The organism is Acidiluteibacter sp. (assembly GCF_055129545.1).
The window spans coordinates 149,315-169,102 of sequence record NZ_JBSRUB010000027.1; the positions used below are offsets into that span (position 1 = coordinate 149,315).

The window sequence follows — 19,788 nt, forward strand, 5'->3', positions numbered from 1 at the left end:
CCTATAATTTACAGATGTGTATCTGAGCCTCTTTCATTTTAATTGCCGGAGGAATTGAATCAAAGATGCCGTAAAGGGTAGATCCGCTTCCACTCATAGCAGCATAAACGGCTCCTGCAATATAGAGCTCCTGCTTAATTTTTAGTAATCGAGGCACTTGCTTAAAAATGGAAGTTTCAAAATCATTAATCATAAACTCTCTCCAATCTTTCATTGGCATTTCAATAATGCTTTTTAATGAGTATTGCGGAAATATTGGCTGAACTCCACTGTAGGCCATAGCGGTACTAATGTGCTCATTTGGATAAACTAACACCAAATACTTCCCCACTAAATTCAATTTAATTTCTTCAAATTCATCGCCTTTCCCATATGCAAACACAGGCTCATTCTTAATAAAGAAAGCGCAATCACTACCTAAATTTCTGGCAAAATTTTGCATTTGAAAAACGGTCAATTTCAATTGAAATAACTCATTGAGGCCCTTAATTACAAAAGCTGCATCAGAAGATCCGCCACCCAATCCTGCTCCAATCGGAATGTTTTTCTTCAAATGAATCCGAACTGAAGGCAAATCATACTCTGATTTAAGAAGGTAATAGGCTTTTAAACATAAATTATCGGCTGTATTTCCAGGAATAACTATACCCGATGAAGCAAATGAAGTTTGATTCGATTCAATAATTTCTAATTCATCTTGCCAAAGAATCGGCACAAAAACACTTTCGATGTTATGAAAACCGTCAGTCCTCCTTGCTGTGATGTTTAGACCTAAATTTATTTTAGCGTTGGGAAAAAAGTTCATTGAAATGATTTTTTTGCAAATATATTCTATTTACTTTGGCAGCGCGATTTGATTTATTCGCACAAAGATTATTTGTAATTTTACAGAAATTTTTAAGTTTTAAGAATGGCAACCTATTTAGATTTTGAAGAACCGATTAGAGAACTTGTTGAACAAATTGAACAAGCGAACCAAATAGAGGAAAAAAGTAAAGTTGATGTTTCAAAGACAACAAAAGCGCTAGAGAAAAAACTAAAGGAGGTTCAGACAGAAATCTATAGCAAATTGACTCCTTGGCAACGTGTACAGGTTTCAAGACATCCTGAGAGGCCATACACGTTAAGCTACATCAAAGCATTAACCAATGGAAATTTCCTAGAATTGCATGGCGATAGGACCGTAAAGGACGACAAAGCTATGGTTGGAGGTTTCGGTGAAATTGATGATAAAACATACATGTTCATCGGCCAACAAAAAGGAATTAATACCAAAATGCGTCAATATAGAAACTTTGGGATGGCAAATCCTGAAGGTTATAGAAAAGCATTGCGATTGATGCGCTTGGCTGAAAAGTTTGGTAAACCAATCGTGACACTAATTGATACTCCTGGAGCATTTCCAGGCTTAGAAGCTGAAGAAAGAGGTCAAGGTGAAGCCATTGCAAGAAACTTAATTGAAATGATGCAGTTGACAGTACCTGTGATCTGTATTGTAATTGGTGAAGGTGCATCTGGTGGTGCATTAGGAATTGGAATTGGAGACAAAGTTTTGATGCTTGAAAATTCATGGTATTCTGTCATTTCTCCTGAAAACTGCTCTACTATCCTTTGGAGAACTTGGGATTTTAAAGAAAAAGCTGCTTCAGCCCTAAAATTGACTGCAGAAGACATGTTGAAAAATAAGTTGATTGATGGAATCATTAAAGAACCAATTGGTGGGGCTCATTCAAATCCTGAAGAAATGTTTGCTACTGTTAGAAAAGAAATCGTTTCTCAAATAAAAAAATTAGAAGCACTAGATTCTGAAAAAAGAATTGAAGAGCGAATCAATAAATTCTGCGAAATGGGTGTTGTGGTAGAACCCAAGGCAAAAGCTCCAAGAAAAGCAACTGAAGTAAAGGTGAAATAATTCGGATTATTATCTAGAATATAAGAAATCAATATCAAGCACTTTACTAAAATAGCTTTGTTCGTATAATTTTGAATTAGAATTTGCATCAAAAATTCCAAAACTTCCTTGAGAATTATGATTGTAATAAATTTGATTAGTAGGTTGATGGCATTTCATCAAATCTGCATAAATGCCACTTGCCCGTTGAACTCCATTGTTAAATCCAATTGAAAATTCATATAGGTTTCCATTTGTAGAGTTAAAATATAACTTTTCATCACAATAACAACTACTAATTACCTTATAGTTAAAGCTTTTAACTAGATTAAATGCTGTAGCTTGACTTTTGTACTCCATTAACTTACCTAGTCCACTTTTATTACCAATAACATATACATCTCCTGATTCCTGAGACTCAATCCCTACAGGTATAAAATCTGTTTGAATCAAATTTTGCTGGACACCAGATGTATAGTATATGCCCATATAATATCCATTTGAAGGGCTTTGCTCAATTGTATAAATTCGATTGGTAGTTTTAGTTATTAAAATAGGACGATAAGTAGTTGAAATTATCCGCTGCCGAGCACCATCCTTATTCAGCACCTCTATTTCATTGTTATAACTTAACGCATACAAAAAATTATCAAAAGTAATTAGCGAGTAATACTGATAAGTTCCTAATACATTCGGATTAGTTACACTCCAAACGGTTGTGCTCTCACTCTTAGTCCTTGCGGTAATTACGCGTTGATCTTTCTCAGCAATAATGAATAACTTTCTCCTGCTATTAACAGCAAGTCCTGCAAAGCTAAAAGGAGATGTGCCATAAGAAATGATAGATCTTTCATCAGGATTAAACCGATTTATAATAATCTGATTGTTTATTTCATTAGCCAAAAGACATCCCAAAAATTGAATTGGATCGAACTCAACATATATTCTAACTCCCGCTACACCGAAATTCGTCCCATCATAAGCAGTCACACTCAAATTGTAATAGCCTGAGATAAAGTTCTCGTCCACAATCAACACCTCTTCATTAAAGTTGTGAGTTGATTTATTAATGATGATTCTACGGTAATAACTGGAATTATTATTTGGAGATTCGGGCTCCAACTTGATCTGCATTTCCTTAATATTTTCGTTATCCACAATCGAGCCTTTTAGGATAAACCCAAATTCTCCATCCACATTGTCATTTCTTTCAGGGGTTTCTATAGTGACGATAGGAGGAACTTTATCTTCCTCTTTTTTACAACTACTAAAGCTTATTAAGAGTAAAAAAATGAAAAATTGAACTAAATTTGATCTTGATAACTTGTTCAATAGTTGTTTATATCTTGTTAACTTGCTGTTCATGTTTTGTTTAAAATTTCTATTTTTCGTCCAGCCTTAACGATTGAACTGTGTTAAAACTAAATTTTAAAATCGCTTATTATTCTTGAAGGTTACTGGTCTAAATTACTAAATTTGAACCAATGGATACGGGAGATAAATTAAGAGAACAATCGCGAAAAAGAACAGCGAAAAATACAATTCAACTTTCTAACTTAGAACATGGTAGACTACAGCCACAAGCAGTAGAACTAGAGGAAGCTGTTTTGGGTGCAATGATGTTAGAGAAGGAAGCAGTGAACACTGCCATAGATATTCTTCAGCCAAAGAGTTTTTACAAAGACAGCCATCAAAAAATATTTAGTGTCATACAGCATTTATTTGAAAAATCAGAGCCGATTGACATATTAACAATTACCAATACGTTAAAACAACGAGGAGAATTGGAAATTGTAGGTGGACCTTATTATATTTCGCAGCTAACAAACAAAGTAGTCTCCTCTGCCAACATAGAATTTCATGCAAGAATCGTTGCACAAAAATACATTCAGAGAGAGCTAATTCGAATCTCCTCGGAGATTATCTCTGATGCTTATGATGAAACTACGGATGTTTTTAGCTTAATGGATAAAGCAGAAAGCAGTCTTTTTAGTGTGACGGAAGGAAACATCCGGAAAAACTGGGATGACATGTCAACCCTTGTTCGTCAAGCAATTAAACAAATTGAAACTGCAAAAAGCCAAGATGGAAATATTGTTGGTACACCTTCAGGTTTTACTGTTTTGGATAAGATGACATCCGGGTGGCAACCTTCAGATTTAATTATATTGGCTGCTCGACCTGCAATGGGAAAGACCTCTTTCGCACTATCGTTGTGTCGAAATGCTGCGGTTGATTTCAAAAGGCCAATTGCTATCTTCTCCTTGGAGATGTCTTCTTTACAACTAGTTACTCGATTAATCTCTGCAGAATCTGAGATTTCATCAGGAAAATTGAGGAATGGAAATCTACGTTATGACGAACTAGCCCAAATTCATACAAAAATTGCAGGACTTACAGAGGCTCCGATATTCATTGATGATACTCCGGCAATCTCTGTTTTCGAATTGAGGGCCAAAGCAAGGAGGTTAAAAGCTCAGCATGACATTCAGTTATTGGTTGTGGATTACATGCAGTTAATGACTGCAGGTGGAGACAGTAAAGGAAATCGAGAACAAGAAATTAGTACAATATCTAGATCATTAAAAAGTATTGCAAAGGAATTAAGCATTCCGGTAATTGCACTTTCTCAATTAAGTAGAGCAGTAGAATCAAGAGGTGGAGATAGACGTCCACAACTTTCGGATTTGAGGGAATCCGGTTCTATTGAACAAGATGCCGACATGGTATTGTTCATCAATCGACCTGAATATTATGGCATCACTGAAGACGAAGCAGGAAATTCAACTTTGGGTGTTGCGAATATCATAATTGCAAAGCACAGGAATGGTTCGGTGGGAGATGTTCAATTGAAGTTTACTGCTGAATTGGCCAAATTCGGAAATCTTGAAAACAACTTCTTCGGTGAAGATGGAGGTTCAGGCGGAAATTCTTTTGGTGAGATCCCAGTGAACGATGAATTTGATACCACTTCCAATACAATTACTCGATCGTCAAAGATGGATGATTTTGATGAAGATGATGTACCGTTCTAAATAATCCTTAATTTTAAGGATTACCAATAACGGCGAGTAGTTATGAAACAAATCACTTTTCTTCTTTTAGTCCTCTTTAGTATTTCAATTAAAGCTTCTTATGTGCTTATCCCGATGGATGAATCGCAAAGCAATCACTTAAAAGCTTATGGAGTTGCTTTCTGGGTGCTCGAAAGAGATGTTGAAGTGCAGTGGCTGCTGAATTACAGAGGCGGTAGCTTTATGATCAAATCGGCTAAACCAATTCAGGATGAGTGCCTAATAAGAGGAGTATCATTTGAACTGATTCCTGATGCTAAGGCAAATGGCATACTGAGCGAGATTGCCAATCCTGAAGCCAATATGGATGCAATAAAATTAGAAAAAGCACCTAAAATGGCCGTTTATTCTCCAAAAAATAAGCAACCTTGGGACGATGCAGTAACGTTAGTTCTAACTTATGCAGAAATTCCTTACGAAATAATATATGATGAAGAAATCATACAAGGAAAGCTACCACTCTACGATTGGCTCCATCTTCATCACGAGGACTTTACTGGTCAATACGGTCGTTTTTATGGCAATTATAGAAGTTATCCGTGGTATAAAGAGCAAGTCCGTTTCAATGAAGAAAATGCTACTAAATTAGGATTCAATAAAGTCTCTCAATTAAAATTAGGTGTAGCTAATAAAATAAGAGAATTCACTTCTGGTGGAGGATTCCTTTTTACGATGTGCTCTGGAACAGACTCTTACGACATTGCTTTATCTGCAATGGATTTAGACATCTGTGAGCCAATGTTTGATGGAGACGGAACCACACCAAATTACAATTCTAAATTAGATTTCAAAAATACCTTCGCTTTTAAAGACTTTACTTTGAGTACAAATCCTATGGAGTATGAATTTTCAAATATTGATGCGACTCCTGCTCATAGTAAAACTTCCGAAAAATTAGACTTTTTTACGTTATTTGAGTTTTCTGCTAAATGGGATCCGGTACCAACCATGTTGTGTCAGAACCACACTTCAATTGTTAAAGGATTTATGGGTCAAACCACCGCTTTTAACAAGCAATTTATCAAACCTGAGATCTTGATTTTAGGAGAAAATAAGGCACTAAACAGTGCAAGATATATTCATGGTAATTACGGCAAAGGAACTTGGACTTTCTATGGCGGACACGATCCAGAGGATTATCAGCATTTCGTTGGTGACCCTCCAACTGATTTAAATTTACATCCCAACAGTCCAGGTTATCGTTTAATTTTAAATAATGTACTGTTTCCAGCTGCAAAGAAAAAGAAACAAAAAACCTAATGCATTATTTATTTGTGAGATTTAAAAATCGTTAGAAAAGTTTGGAGAACAATTTTGAGATCCAAAAGTAATGTCCAGTTATTGACATAAAAACGATCTAATCGCACACGATTGTGTAAAAGAGAGATATCGTCAATTTCTCCTCTATACCCTTTAATTTGAGCAAGACCGGTTATTCCAGGTTTAATAGCGTGTCGGTTCATGAAATTGCCTACTACCTGATTATATTCTTTAGTATGCTTAATCATATGAGGTCGAGGACCAATAATACTCATTTCACCTTTCAACACATTAATAAACTGAGGTACTTCGTCAAGACTAGACATTCTCAAAAGCTTACCAATTGAAGTAATTCTATTATCATTTGCTGTGGCTTGAATAGCATCAGCCTCAGCATTGATTCGCATAGATCGAAATTTGTAACAATAAAATTCCTTATTATCTATCCCAGTTCTTTTTTGCTTGAAAAAAACTGGCCCTTTAGAGTTTAATTTTATCATAAATGCAATAAGCGGATAAAGCCAACTGAAAACAAAAATCATTACAAAAACAGAAAAAGCAACATCAAAAACCCGCTTTGTTAATGCATTGTAAGTTTCGTCTAAAGGAGTTAAAGTGATCCCAACAATTGATGTTTGATTGTATTTATACGAAATTAAATTTCTAGCTGTCAATCTCTTGTAATCAATAATTAGCCTCAGACGCACAAAATTATTATCACAATAATTAGACAATTCTTCTAGCTTATCCTCTGTGTATTTTGATAATGGGATGTACAATTCCGAAATGGGCAAACGATTTTTTAATTCTTCCAATTGCGTAATAAGTTCTCCAGAAAACTCTAACCGAACGACCTCCTGAAAGTCGGGATTGATATCCACTTCCAAGAAAGAACTTACTTCTTGTTGATAAATATCTTGACCTACAATGACTATCGCATTCTTATCAATCTTATTTTTTAAGTATTTTCTATAAAGTACGTTGGTAATATACCTGAATAATAATGCAAAAACGCCAAAAATAGAACTCGATACAATTATAAAGATTCGTGAATAGTATGTTTTTATAAGACCATTAAAAGCTAGGACAATTCCAAGGTAAACGAGGAAAGCAAACAAAGTTCTTAAGACAAGCTTATTTTTACTTGAAAATGAAAGTAAATTGTAAACACCTTGATAAGTAGAACTTAAAAACCAAATGATATTAAGAAAGAGTAATAAACTTATATATCCATTCTCAGAATACGAAAAGTTAGTATCGTTATTAAATCGAATAAAAACACCTAAAAAAAACCCAACATTTAATGCCAAGAAATCTACTAATCGATAATATATGCCTAAATAGTATTGGTGATTGTTATTCAATTTTATTGATTTTGTTGTTTGCTAAATTAACAAATCTGTGCGCAATAGAAATTCTTTAAAGGAAATGAATTCAAGATCAAAAGTACAATGCAGAAATGTATAAGAAAATAGAATCATGCATTAAAACTTTTTGTAAACTCTGTTTAAAAATATCAGTGACTTTTTACAATTAGATAGATGCAATTTGAAAGTCAGATTTTAATCAATGTTTAAAAAGGAAGTAACCAAAACTTAATAATCGAAGCTAATTATAGCTGATGACTTATTACCTATTTTTTTCAGTAGAATACAGAATATGTTTTTATACCTTTGAACCAATGAAAATAGTACGGTCAGCAATAAAATCCAACTCATTTAAGGGATATGCTTCCACATACATAGTTGAATTCTTAGTACTTGTTAGCAACTTACTCGTCTATAAACTTTGTACCGCAGAATTTGGAAATAAAGGGCTAGCCGATTTGTCAATTTACAAACGACTTTTTTCATTTGCTCAACCTATATTGCTACTTGGATTATTAATTGGTGTTACAAGGTATGTTACCCATGCAAAAAGCAAGTCTGAACAATTTTCATACTATTACACTTCATTCATTTTTTTCCTTTTAATTAGTGTCATCTTATTTATAGCATTCATCCCTTTGGACACCTTTTGGAGCCAATTTCTATTTAATGATAATTCTTTTAAACCGCTTATATTACCTATGGCAGTCTCGATATCAGGAATATACTTCCACTTAATGACGTACGGATATCTGCGAGGTAAACATGAATACATTTATGCCAATTACCTTCAATTTATTAATATGGCAATGGTACCAATAGTTGCCTTTTTTATAGTTGACACTTTACCAAAAGTTCTATTAATAACTGGTATCGGATGGTTACTGTTCTCCTTCATCTCCTTTTTAATAATCATATTAAATAAAGAAAATAGTACCAATTTAAAATTCAATTTCAAGCATTTAAAAACTCTTTTAACATATAGTCTTCCGCGTGTTCCTGGTGATATCGCATTTGGTGGTTTATTTGCGTTGCCAATAATTATCGTCTCTCATTTTAATTACCCTGAACTAGCAGGTAAAATGGCATTTTCAATTACACTACTAAATATTGTAGGTGCTGCCTTTTCACCATTAAGTTTAATGCTGTTGCCCGGAATTAGTCAAAAATTGAAGGATAAGAACTACCAAGCTGTAATGATAGAAACTAAACGAGCAATATATGCAACTGTAATTTTATCAGGAGTTGGCTTAACTATTTATCAAATATTTGCGGAAGAAATTTTACATCTATATCTAGGAGAAAATGTGGAGTATTGGGTGACTGATACTAAAATAATCATGTCAGGTGCTGTCTTTTATGCGATTTTTATCACTTTGAGAAGTGTAATTGATGCTTATTATGTTAAAGCTGTAAATAGCATTAATTTGATAATTTCAATGCTATTTTTCTGTTTATCATCAATTATAGTTGGCAGTTTAGAATTTGATTACGTTTGGTTCTATATATCATTTCTAACTAGTTTAACTTTGTTAATGATATTAACTTTGCTTTCCATTTATAAAATGAATAAGGAATTAAAGCAATGGCTTTAATCGCCAAACTACACTATGCAAAACCAACCATTTATTTCCGTAATAATACCTTGCAGAAACGAATTCCAATATATTGGGAAAGTAATTGAGGACATCATTGATCAAGACTATCCAAATGAAAAAATGGAGGTGCTGATAATTGATGGTGAAAGTGATGATAATACCAAAGATGTTATCAAACAAAAGATTGTAAAATACCCATCAGTTAAACTGTTAAACAACCCTAGAAAAATTGTTCCTACAGGTTTGAATATAGGAATTAAAGCGGCTAAAGGAGAGGTCATTGTGAGAATAGATGCACATTGTGAATATCCTACAAACTACATCAGTTACTTAGTCTCCAATTTATTTGAATTAAATGCGGATAATGTAGGTGTAGCTATGATCGCACATCCTAGAAATGAATCATTAAAAGCGCGGGCAATTTCTATAGCTATTTCATCCCCATTTGGTATTGGCGATTCTCATCATAGAATTGGTATTGATAAGCCGGTAGAAATTGATTCGGTTCCATTTGGCTGCTATAAAAGTAAAACATTTGAAAAAATTGGTCTATTTGATGAAGAATTAATTCGGAATCAAGATGATGAGTTTAATGCCAGATTAGGTAAAAGTGGTGGGAAAATTTTCCTTTTACCAGATTTAGAAATAAAGTATTTAGCTAGAGATACGATTTCAAAGATTTCTAAAATGTTCTATTTCTACGGATACTTCAAACCTCTAGTAAATAAAAAAGTCGGCTCAGCAGCTACTCTAAGGCAATTTGTCCCACCAATATTTGTATTGTCAACTATTGTTTCAATTGCATTAAGTATCGTTTCCTTAAAATGGGGGTGCATGCTTTTTTTAGCAATCTGGATATCACACAGCTTTCTTAATTTATTGGTAAGTCTAAAACTAGCATTAGGAAATAAATCATTGCTATTAACTCCAGTATTATTTTTTACTTTTATATCCATACACTGTTCGTATGGAGTGGGCTATTTAAGAGGATGGGTAAGATTTCAGCTACTAAAAAAAGGGGTAAAATTTAATGACCTGTCTACCAATAGATAAACTATGAAAAGGTTACGAGGATTTCCTTTACACTTTTATACGTATTTAATACTTATTGTTTTAATTCCATTTAAAGCACTATTATCTCCTGCAATAATTTTACTTGCAGCAAGTGTATTTCTCCTACAACCATTAAAAACAACAATCAATAATTTAAAAGTTAGGAAAGGAATATTACTATTTATAAGTACATACTTAGTCTATTTAATAGGCTTAATTTATACAGAGAATATTCCATTTGGAATTAGAGAGATCGAGTATAAACTCTCATTATTAATAATGCCTATCATTATTGGAGCTACAACTACATTTGAAAAGAAGAGTTTTAATAAATTATTGTTCGCATTCATTATATCTTGTTTTCTTAGCACAATTATTTGCCTAATATTCAATTTAGTAGAAAATTCATTTACTCATATTCCAATTTATACTGAACTTTCCATCTTCTTAAATCCGACCTACTTATCAATATATACTAATTTTTGTGTCTTTTTAATGCTCCAAAAATGTGAGTCTAATAAGTCAAATAGAACATTGGTTTTGAAATTACTACTCATTGTTTACTTTCTCATTTTTAATATGCTATTAGTAAGCAAAATGGGAATAATAATTATGTTAGGGATTATATTTTACTATAGCTTTAAACATTTAAACAAATATTCAAAATTATTACCCATAAGTGTTATCATTGCATCTTTGCTAATAGGTGGAATTACAATAAATACAAATTCAAAAATTAAGGAACGCTTTATTAACTTTAAAGCAGCTCTGTTAGATAAGGAAATTAAAAACAATGATACTGAGAGCACTATGATTCGCGTTCTTATTTGGAAAGAAGCCATTCAGATTATTAAAGAAAATCCAGTATTTGGTGTTGGCACAGGAGATAGCAAGGATAGCCTCATGGAAAAGTATAAAGTCGATAATATTCCATTTGCCTTCAAAAATAGATTTAATGCACATAATCAATACATAGAGTGGTACATTACACTAGGAATTATGGGATTCATCATCTTGGGAGGAAGCCTTTTATTTACTTTAATTTATGCTTTGAGACAAGGCAATAAATTACTTACATTTTTTATACTGTTGATGAGCGTCTCATTTTTAACCGAATCAACTTTAGAAACTCAAGCTGGAATAGTGTTTTTTGCTTTCTTCAATTCGTTGCTCATCTATCAATATACTCCGAAAACTGAATTATAAAAGTTACTTATATTAATTATGAATACAATTAAAAAAATAGGCACTTTGAGATCGTTTGGGCTATTTGTAATTCTTGCGGCATACATAGGTTCGGGAATAAGTTATGGTGCTCTATACCTCTTCCATATTAGTTTATTATTAATAACTACAATAGGAGCAGTCTATTATTTAAAACACTTTCAACAATTTATCGACTTAATAAAATCAAATAAGTGGTCTATTTTTGATTTTCTTTTGCCAATAACAATCGTTTGGTTTTGTTTTTCGCTATTGTGGAGTGCAAATGTCCCTTATGCAATTAACTATATCATTTACTTAATCTTAGGGTGTTCCATCTTCTTTTTAATCAAGCTCTTATTTCCAAAACTAAAACACTTAAAATACTTAATACTAATCATCAGTATTGGATTAGCTCTTGATGTTATTATCTGTTTAATAGAAGCTTTCACAAATTTTAAATGGTTTGTTTCGATTGGATCTCCATATTTAGCCTATTTTGGACGAAAAAGCTTCGACCCTTCTCTTTTTCCGGGAATTGACCTTGAAAACATTATTAACTATTCAGCAGGTTTTCATTGGAATCCAAATGACTTAGCTCTCATATTTAGCATTTCATTTCCTTTTATATTTTTTAATAAGAACAATCTAATTTCCATAATTGGGTCAATTATAGTATTTCTAATTATATTTAATACCGGCTCAAGGCTAAACGTCTTAGCAATTCTATTTGGGTTATTTTCAATTTCATTTTTATTAAAAAAAGCGGATGTCTTGAAGTATATTGCAGTGGTAATTTTTATGATTTCATTATCTACCAACTTTTATTCTAGCACCCCATCTAATATCAATTCCTTTAAAGAAATTCAAACTTTTCTTGCTCCAGCTATTCCATTTCATCGTTTTGATAAATTAGATATTATTTTGGAAGAAGAAAGTAATTCATCAGAACAGCCTTCTCTCACAGAAAATGCAGACAATACCCGAAAAACTCTAATTATAGATGCTTTAGATTTATGGAAAGAACATAAGCTAATAGGAGTCGGAGCAGGAAATGATATCTATTACCAAGAATTAAAAGGTGGCGTTAGTAAAAAGCACATTACTTCAATGCATAACTTTTGGTTAGAATTAATGGTAAATGGAGGTGTTCTTTTGCTATTAGTATGGATTATTTGGTATGCTAGAACAGTTCTCACCTTATGGAAAAAACGAAATAGCCAAAACCAATACTACTACAAAGCATCGTTAATATCAATGTTAATATTTGTTCTAGGTGCAATTTCTCCTAGTTCATGCATCTATTTCTTGCCCATGTATATCCTATTCGGATTTGTTAATCAATTATTAGTTTCAGAATGAAAGTACTAATTCTTGGAGATATAAACTCCCCTCACATTAAACGATGGGCAATTGGTTTAGTTAAATCAAGAATTGATATTGAAATTTTTGGTTTTTCAACCCCAATTGAAAACTGGTATTCCGATCTAAACATAAGGTACACTCAGCCCATCTCATTTGATGTAAAGACATTAAACAAACAGCCAATAAAAAAACTTAATTATCTCAAAACTTTAAATCATTTAAAGAAGCATATAAAAGAATCGCAACCTGACATTTTACATGCTCATTACGCAACCGGTTATGGCTTATTAGGAGCATTAAGTGACTTTAAGCCCTATCTCATTTCAGTTTGGGGAAGTGATGTTTATGTCTTCCCTAAAAAGAGTTTGATCCATAAAAAAATATTAAGTTATAGTTTATCAAAAGCAAGTATAATTTTATCTACCTCTTTTGATATGGCCAAGGAAACTAAAAAATATACGAATACGTCTATTAAAATAACTCCATTCGGAACTGACACCACTTTTTTTATACCATCAACAGAACAAAAAAAAGAATTTATAACCATAGGAACAGTTAAGTCATTTGAACCAGTATATGGAATTGATTTATTGATTAAAGCCTTTTCCGATGTGCTAAAATCAAATCCCACAGTCCAACTCCAATTAACCGGGAACGGAACTCAAACAGAAGAGTTAATGCAATTGGTAGCAAAACTAAATATCCAACAGCACGTCACTTTTACAGGTAGAAAGTCCGGAAAAGAATTAGTTAAAGCCTATCAAGAAATAGATATCGCAGTATTCCCTTCGAGGGTTGAAAGCTTTGGGGTAGCTATTGCCGAAGCTTCTTCTACTGGAATTGCTGTAATTGGCAGTAATGTTGGAGGTATTCCTGAAGTAATAAAAGAAAACGAAACTGGTTTATTAGTGGAAGCTGAAAATATTTCGCAATTAGTAGCTGCCATAAATAAATTAATTGCCAATCCCAAGACTAGAGCTCTATTTGGAAAAAATGGAAGGCAATTTATTGTTGATAACTACGACAACCAAATTTGTATAGAGAAGATGGTCGAAGTATACAATCACACTGTAAATAATGCCAATTAATTGGTTTAGCTAAATATCTTAAAGACTGTTTTTAGAATAATTTTCAAATCTCCAATAAAAGACTGATTTTCAATGTAATTTAAATTCATTCTTAATTTTTCTGGCATAATTTCATTGATATAGACTTTTTCTGGATCTACTGCTTTACCTAAGATTGTATTTTCATCAATAAAAGCCAATGAGGCCAAATCAGTAAGTCCGGGCTTAACTTGAAGTACTTTCTTTTGTTGCTGTGAATATAAGATTACATATTTTGGAACCTCAGGCCGAGGGCCAACAACACTCATATCATTCATAATGATATTTAGTAATTGTGGAAATTCATCAATTTTATATCTCCTTAAATAATAACCAACCTTAGTAATCCGGCTATCTCTCGCTCCAACTGTTATCAACCCTTCTTTATCTGAACCTGTTGCCATTGTTCTAAACTTAAACAATAAAAACTCCTTCTCATTCCTACCTACTCTAACTTGACGATAAAAAACTCCTCCTTTTGATTCGATCACAATTAATAGTGCAATAAGTACAAAAAATGGACAGAATAAAAGAAGAACAAAAGATGCGGAGAAAAGGTCAAACAGTCGCTTAATCATTCTCCCATCACTTTTTTATATGCGAATTTTACGGCAGAAATTACAGTTTGTGCTTGTTCTTCGGTTAAATCGAAGTATACAGGTAAAGAAATTTCGCACTTGTAATTTTCAAACGATTTAGGATAATCTGTCATCTTATAACCCAAATTTTTATATTGAGTCAACATCGGTAAGGGTTGATAATGGACATTTACAGAAACTTCTTGTTCAAAAATTTCACTTATAATTTGATCTCTCTGAGATTCCGAAATTCCATTAATCCTTAAGAGAAAAAGATGGTATGAAGTTTCCCGAAGTTCATCTTTGAAAAGCGGCAACTTTGCCCAACTTTCATTCTCAAAACCTTCACAATACAACTTATAAATTTCCTTTCTTCTAGCTATCGTATCTACTTCATAGTACTTCAACTCAACTAAACCTAAAGATGCAGCTAAATCAGTCATATTGGCTTTATAACCGGCCTCAACCACATCGTATCGCCAATTGCCTTTCTGAGTTTTCGCTAAAGCATCTTTATTCTGACCGTGAAGAGACTTTGTATTTAACTGATTGTAGATTCTCTCATTATTAAAAGGTGTCGGCAAATTCAATGCAATAGATCCGCCCTCACCAGTTGTTAGGTTTTTTACTGCATGAAAAGAAAAAACAGTTACATCACACTGCACACCCATTCGATCTCCCTTATAAGTGGCTCCAAGGCTATGAGCAGCATCGTCCATCAATAGTATTCGTCCGAGCATCTTTTGCTCTTCTGAGGCTGGATTAAATTTTGATCGAACTTCATACGATTGAATTAGTTCATTTAACCCATCAAAATCACAGGGTAATCCTGCAACATCTACAGGTATTATCACTTTAGTTTTGGAAGTAATCTTCTTTCGTACTTCATCTAAATCTATAGTAAAATCATCATTCACATCTACCATCACTGGAGTAGCTCCACAGTGCAGCACGATATTAGCTGTAGCACAATAGGTATAGGCGGGAACAATAACTTCATCTCCAGAACCGACTCCAAACCATCTTAATATCAATTCCATACCGATAGTTGATGAATTCAAACATAATACTTTTTCTGTATTACAATAAGTTGCCAGGTTTTTCTCAAAAAGTTTAGTCTTGGGACCTGTAGTTAGCCAACCTGATTTTAAAGTATCAACAACTTCGTCAATAATCTCTTGATATATCTTTGGAGGAGAAAATGGAATCATATTCTAGTCTTTTCTTACGTTTAATTTATAGAAATCAAATGTAAAAGTACGCAGCAAATTCTAATCTACTTGACTTTTATCTAAAGACTCATAGATTGAGTTATTACTCTTGAATTCAGGAACAATTAATTTCATTTGAGATACCAGAGATTCATTGCTTTCTTGAATAACCCCAGAAATCAATTTCAAGATACTAGTATTAATTTCATTAAAGTCATAAGATCTAACTTTGGCTATCATTATTTGGGGGTGATGAGTTGGCATCGTATTCTCCTTATCATTTAACAACTCTTCGTATAGCTTTTCGCCGGGACGAAGTCCTGTGTATATAATTTGAATATCAGTACCTTCTTCTAAGCCTGAAAGTTTAATCATTCGAGAAGCCAAATCCTTAATTTTAATAGATTTACCCATATCAAAAATAAAAATTTCACCTCCATCTCCGGCAGCACTGGCTTCTAAAACAAGTTGACAAGCTTCAGGTATCGTCATAAAATACCTAGTAATCTCAGGATCGGTAACCGTAATTGGTCCACCTGCTTCAATTTGTCTTTTAAATAAAGGGATTACAGATCCGTTAGATCCTAATACATTTCCAAATCGAGTTGTTATAAACTTTGTGTCTGATTCTACATTTAGTGATTGTATATAGATTTCAGCAATTCTTTTTGATGCGCCCATCACATTTGTTGGGTTCACAGCTTTATCTGTCGAAATCATTACAAAAAATTCTACTCCATATTCATTGGATAAATCAGCAACAATCTTCGAACCCAATATATTGGTTTTAATTGCTTCTGCAGGATTGTTCTCCATCAAGGGAACATGTTTATAAGCTGCTGCGTGATAAACTACGTTGGGTTTAAATATTTCAAATACTTTACGCATCCTTTCTAAATCACATATATCGCATATAATTGGTTCTATTTTTATTTTAATCTTCTTGGCCAATAATTCCATTTCCAAATCATAAAGGTCTGATTCAGCTTGATCAACAATTAATAATAATTGTGGGTTAAATACTGAAATTTGCCGAACTATTTCTGATCCAATTGACCCAGCGCCACCAGTAACTAAAACAACCTTATCATCTAATTTTTTACTAATAATAGAATTAGAGATCTGTATTGGCTTTCTTCCCAAAAGATCATCTATTCGAATCTGGCGAAGCTGTTTAATACTCAACTGCCCATTTATCCACTTTGTTGGAGATGGCACATGCAAAACTAGAACATTGTGTTTAAAGCAGATATTGATAATCTTTTGAAGTTTCCTTTTCTCAATATTTTGGGCAGATACAACCAGGTGAGATGGTTTTTTTAATTCTAAAACCTCTTCTAAATTCTTACCATCATAAATTTTCTTGTTATCAAGCTTCTTCTTTATTTTCTTTTTATCATCATCAACAAAACCAATAACATAAAACGGACTATTGGTATTATTCTCAATCGTTTTATTCGCAATTATCCCTGCTTCACCAGCCCCATAAATTAAAACTGGTGTTTGACCTTGATCTCTACTTCTAAATCCATCATATATTAACTTTATATAGACTCTTGCAGAAATCATAATAAAGGAAGTGATAATAAACTCCAAAATTAATATAGAAGAAGGAACCAAAAACTTTTTAGTTACCATGTAATTAATGATACTAAATAACAGTACAATTGCACTACCAAAAAAGGTCACAATAAATATCTTTCTAGCATCATCTGAAGAAGTAAATCTAATTATGCCACTAAATGTTTTTCCTATAAAAAAAGTAATTGCCCTTACAAAAAGAATAATTACGAAAGATATTTTCATAACATCGACTTCGTAATAAGGAATATCAAAGTTAAATCTTAGTAAATAAGAAATAAGAACCGAAAAGGAAACTATAATTAAATCGATAGTGAAAACTACCCAACGCGGTGAACTAGATCTAAATAAAAATTCCTTAATCATTTACTTTTAAAAATCAATTTACAATATATCCGATGAATACCAATAATAATACTACTGTATATTATTAAGTAGATTTGTTGTATAAAATTCACTAATTGAACAAAGCCCAACTTAATCCAATCTTAAAGACTCTGCCAGGAATAGGATAATCATTAACCAACATCCCTTCCGGTTTAAATTGATTACCTAAGAGATTCTCAATCTTTGCAAATACCCTAGCATGTTGAATTCTAAATTTAAAGAAAAAGTCTAGATAACCAAACTTGCCTTGAGTTGTTTTATTCTGTAAAGTAAAACTAGAATTTTCAGGGAAATACCCATAACCAGTATATTCTCCAATAAAACGATAAGTAATACCTGTTTGAATGAGTAGATTACTCTTAAAAAACTCATTCTGATAATACAAAGTATGGGCAGACATAAAAGCCGGCAATGGTAATATTGAATCATTTGAAATCAACTGGTACTTTAGCGTATTATTTAAATAGAATTTCCACAGCTTAAAATCCTTATTCAGAAAAAACTGTGTCTTTGAAATCTCATTTTTATATTGAGCTGGAGTACCATCAAAGTTATAATAGATACTATTATTCGAAATAGATTGATTTATTCCTATAGCTCCTTTCAATTTAGTATTTGAATAGGATACAGCAAATCGATTTAACTTTTCATCAGAAAACTGACTTGAATATCGTACGTGATTTCCACTAAAACGATTTTGCCAATAGAAAGGAGATTGTACTTGAAAATTTCCACTAAACGCTAATTTAGAAATAGTATCAATGCTGTAACTAATTCCTAATTGATTCAAATAGTCTCCTTTATTGTAGCCAGAAATTCCAATTCGAGTTTGAATATCTATATTAAATTTACCTAAATTCTGATTAAACTGACCAATTACATAATCTGAATTGTAAATGGTGTCGAAAATACTATCCTGTGTGTAAGTATGATATTGATGTTCATATTTTAATTTAAGCCGATTATCAAAAAGACTAAATCCAATTGAATTCCTAAATTGAAGTGCATGTATTGAATCAAATGTTTTAGATGAATCTAAATAAATAGAATTGTAATAATTGGTTACCCCATTATCCTTATACCATTTCCAACTCCACGCCAATTCAGATTCTTGAAGTAACCGAATTGCTCCAAAAAATGAAGAGTCTAACAGAACCAATTCCTGGTCTAAATACACGGACTGGCTTCTCATTTTCTTCGTAGCAGAACTAAGGTTGACATTTAATAAATCAGAATTATCTACCCCAACACTCGTCGCATCAGTAAATGTTATACCTCCATTCTCTTGTACTTTTAAATTAGAAATAAGGTAATATATCTTTAACCTGTACTTTTCATTTTTAGTTTGATAATTAAGACTTGTATTAAAATGAGTGTTATCAGTTAATTGGTTAAGATAAAAACCTTCCGAAATAATTCGATTGTAATCAAAACTAAGATTCAAACCTCTCCCAAACTGATTACTATGAAATACTCTAAAGTACTGTTCCTTCTTAGCACCATTAATATATTGGATTAAAGTAACGTCCTCTAGTTGCTGATAGAATTTAATTTGCCGACCTTCAAAAAGGGAACTTGAGTACCCTTGAAAAAACCCATTGTAATTTGGTAAGGAGATACTATCAAGATAATGAGTAGGTAAACCTATGTTACCCATTGATGTATTAAAAAGCCGATGTTTAAAACGATAATCCTCGAAATGTTCTAAATTGATAGGCGAGTAGGTAGCAGTATCGTGCTCTATTAATGTAACGTATTTACTAATGGTTGAGTCTTGAGAATACCCATACAACTTAACTAACAACAGAAATAGTAAAATTGAAGCTTGTTTAACCATAGTTTTAGAAAGGTCAAAAATATGTAAAAAACCCCATACATTTGAGCAGATTCCTACTCAAATTAAAGGATATTCTATACAAGAAATGAATTAAGAACAATGCTAAATAATCGGTAAAAAACGGAAAAATTTAGAACAAAAATTTGTGCAAAAAAAAATCCTCTAAGCAAATGCTTAGAGGATTTAAAAAAATGGCGACGACATACTCTCCCGGTTAACCCAGTACCATCTGCGCTGATGAGCTTAACTTCTCTGTTCGGAATGGGAAGAGGTGATC

General features: G+C 32.6%; 15 protein-coding genes and 1 rRNA gene. 8 read left to right on the forward strand and 8 right to left on the reverse strand.

Going from position 1 to position 19,788, the window contains the following annotated elements:
• Window position 1: 1 nt before the first annotated feature.
• Window positions 2–805, reverse strand: coding sequence for a 4-(cytidine 5'-diphospho)-2-C-methyl-D-erythritol kinase (ispE, locus tag ACTB0X_RS14575; RefSeq protein WP_463025784.1), 804 nt, complete (start codon window positions 803–805; stop codon window positions 2–4).
• 105 nt (window positions 806–910) lie between these two features.
• On the opposite strand from ispE, the gene ACTB0X_RS14580 reads away from it, so the two are divergent.
• A complete protein-coding gene (locus ACTB0X_RS14580; protein WP_463025785.1) occupies window positions 911–1,912 on the forward strand; it encodes an acetyl-CoA carboxylase carboxyltransferase subunit alpha in 1,002 nt (333 codons plus the stop codon).
• Between the two features lie 9 nt (window positions 1,913–1,921).
• On the opposite strand, the gene ACTB0X_RS14585 is transcribed toward ACTB0X_RS14580, so the two are convergent.
• On the reverse strand, window positions 1,922–3,256 hold the full coding sequence (locus tag ACTB0X_RS14585; RefSeq protein ID WP_463025786.1) for a hypothetical protein: 1,335 nt from the start codon (window positions 3,254–3,256) through the stop codon (window positions 1,922–1,924).
• 119 nt (window positions 3,257–3,375) lie between these two features.
• On the opposite strand from ACTB0X_RS14585, the gene dnaB reads away from it, so the two are divergent.
• Window positions 3,376–4,926: a replicative DNA helicase gene (dnaB, locus tag ACTB0X_RS14590; RefSeq protein ID WP_463025787.1), complete on the forward strand. Its 1,551-nt coding sequence runs from the start codon at window positions 3,376–3,378 to the stop codon at window positions 4,924–4,926.
• Window positions 4,927–4,968: 42 nt separating this feature from the next.
• Window positions 4,969–6,225, forward strand: coding sequence for an asparagine synthetase B (locus ACTB0X_RS14595; RefSeq protein WP_463025788.1), 1,257 nt, complete (start codon window positions 4,969–4,971; stop codon window positions 6,223–6,225).
• An 8-nt stretch (window positions 6,226–6,233) separates the two neighbouring features.
• On the opposite strand, the gene ACTB0X_RS14600 is transcribed toward ACTB0X_RS14595, so the two are convergent.
• Entirely contained in the window at window positions 6,234–7,589 is a 1,356-nt protein-coding gene (locus tag ACTB0X_RS14600; protein WP_463025789.1) for an exopolysaccharide biosynthesis polyprenyl glycosylphosphotransferase, read from the reverse strand.
• A gap of 317 nt (window positions 7,590–7,906) precedes the next feature.
• Here ACTB0X_RS14600 and ACTB0X_RS14605 point away from each other — a divergent pair, with 317 nt between their 5' ends.
• From ACTB0X_RS14605 to ACTB0X_RS14625, 5 genes are read left to right on the forward strand one after another with little or no spacing between them, the layout of a single operon-like run.
• The gene (locus ACTB0X_RS14605; RefSeq protein ID WP_463025790.1) at window positions 7,907–9,187 is read left to right on the forward strand and encodes a lipopolysaccharide biosynthesis protein; all 1,281 of its coding nucleotides are present in this window, start codon (window positions 7,907–7,909) and stop codon (window positions 9,185–9,187) included.
• 15 nt (window positions 9,188–9,202) lie between these two features.
• Window positions 9,203–10,243 carry a glycosyltransferase family 2 protein gene (locus tag ACTB0X_RS14610; RefSeq protein ID WP_463025791.1) on the forward strand — a complete coding sequence of 347 codons (1,041 nt, stop codon included), beginning with the start codon at window positions 9,203–9,205 and terminating at the stop codon, window positions 10,241–10,243.
• Between the two features lie 3 nt (window positions 10,244–10,246).
• Window positions 10,247–11,449, forward strand: a complete 1,203-nt coding sequence (locus tag ACTB0X_RS14615; protein WP_463025792.1) for an O-antigen ligase family protein — start codon at window positions 10,247–10,249, stop codon at window positions 11,447–11,449.
• Between the two features lie 18 nt (window positions 11,450–11,467).
• Complete coding sequence (locus ACTB0X_RS14620; protein WP_463025793.1) at window positions 11,468–12,808, forward strand: O-antigen ligase family protein; 1,341 nt, start codon at window positions 11,468–11,470, stop codon at window positions 12,806–12,808.
• Window positions 12,805–13,899 carry a glycosyltransferase gene (locus ACTB0X_RS14625; RefSeq protein ID WP_463025794.1) on the forward strand — a complete coding sequence of 365 codons (1,095 nt, stop codon included), beginning with the start codon at window positions 12,805–12,807 and terminating at the stop codon, window positions 13,897–13,899. Before ACTB0X_RS14620 ends, ACTB0X_RS14625 begins: the two co-directional genes overlap by 4 nt.
• Window positions 13,900–13,904: 5 nt before the next feature.
• On the opposite strand, the gene ACTB0X_RS14630 is transcribed toward ACTB0X_RS14625, so the two are convergent.
• The 5 genes from ACTB0X_RS14630 to rrf all read right to left on the reverse strand — a co-directional run.
• Window positions 13,905–14,495 carry a sugar transferase gene (locus tag ACTB0X_RS14630; RefSeq protein WP_463025795.1) on the reverse strand — a complete coding sequence of 197 codons (591 nt, stop codon included), beginning with the start codon at window positions 14,493–14,495 and terminating at the stop codon, window positions 13,905–13,907.
• A complete protein-coding gene (locus tag ACTB0X_RS14635; protein WP_463025796.1) occupies window positions 14,492–15,706 on the reverse strand; it encodes a DegT/DnrJ/EryC1/StrS family aminotransferase in 1,215 nt (404 codons plus the stop codon). Before ACTB0X_RS14635 ends, ACTB0X_RS14630 begins: the two co-directional genes overlap by 4 nt.
• A 60-nt stretch (window positions 15,707–15,766) precedes the next feature.
• The gene (locus ACTB0X_RS14640; protein ID WP_463025797.1) at window positions 15,767–17,512 is read right to left on the reverse strand and encodes a polysaccharide biosynthesis protein; all 1,746 of its coding nucleotides are present in this window, start codon (window positions 17,510–17,512) and stop codon (window positions 15,767–15,769) included.
• Window positions 17,513–17,744: 232 nt separating this feature from the next.
• Complete coding sequence (locus ACTB0X_RS14645) at window positions 17,745–19,511, reverse strand: putative porin (protein WP_463025798.1); 1,767 nt, start codon at window positions 19,509–19,511, stop codon at window positions 17,745–17,747.
• Window positions 19,512–19,700: 189 nt separating this feature from the next.
• Window positions 19,701–19,788, reverse strand: a 5S ribosomal RNA gene (gene rrf, locus ACTB0X_RS14650); the annotation flags it as partial.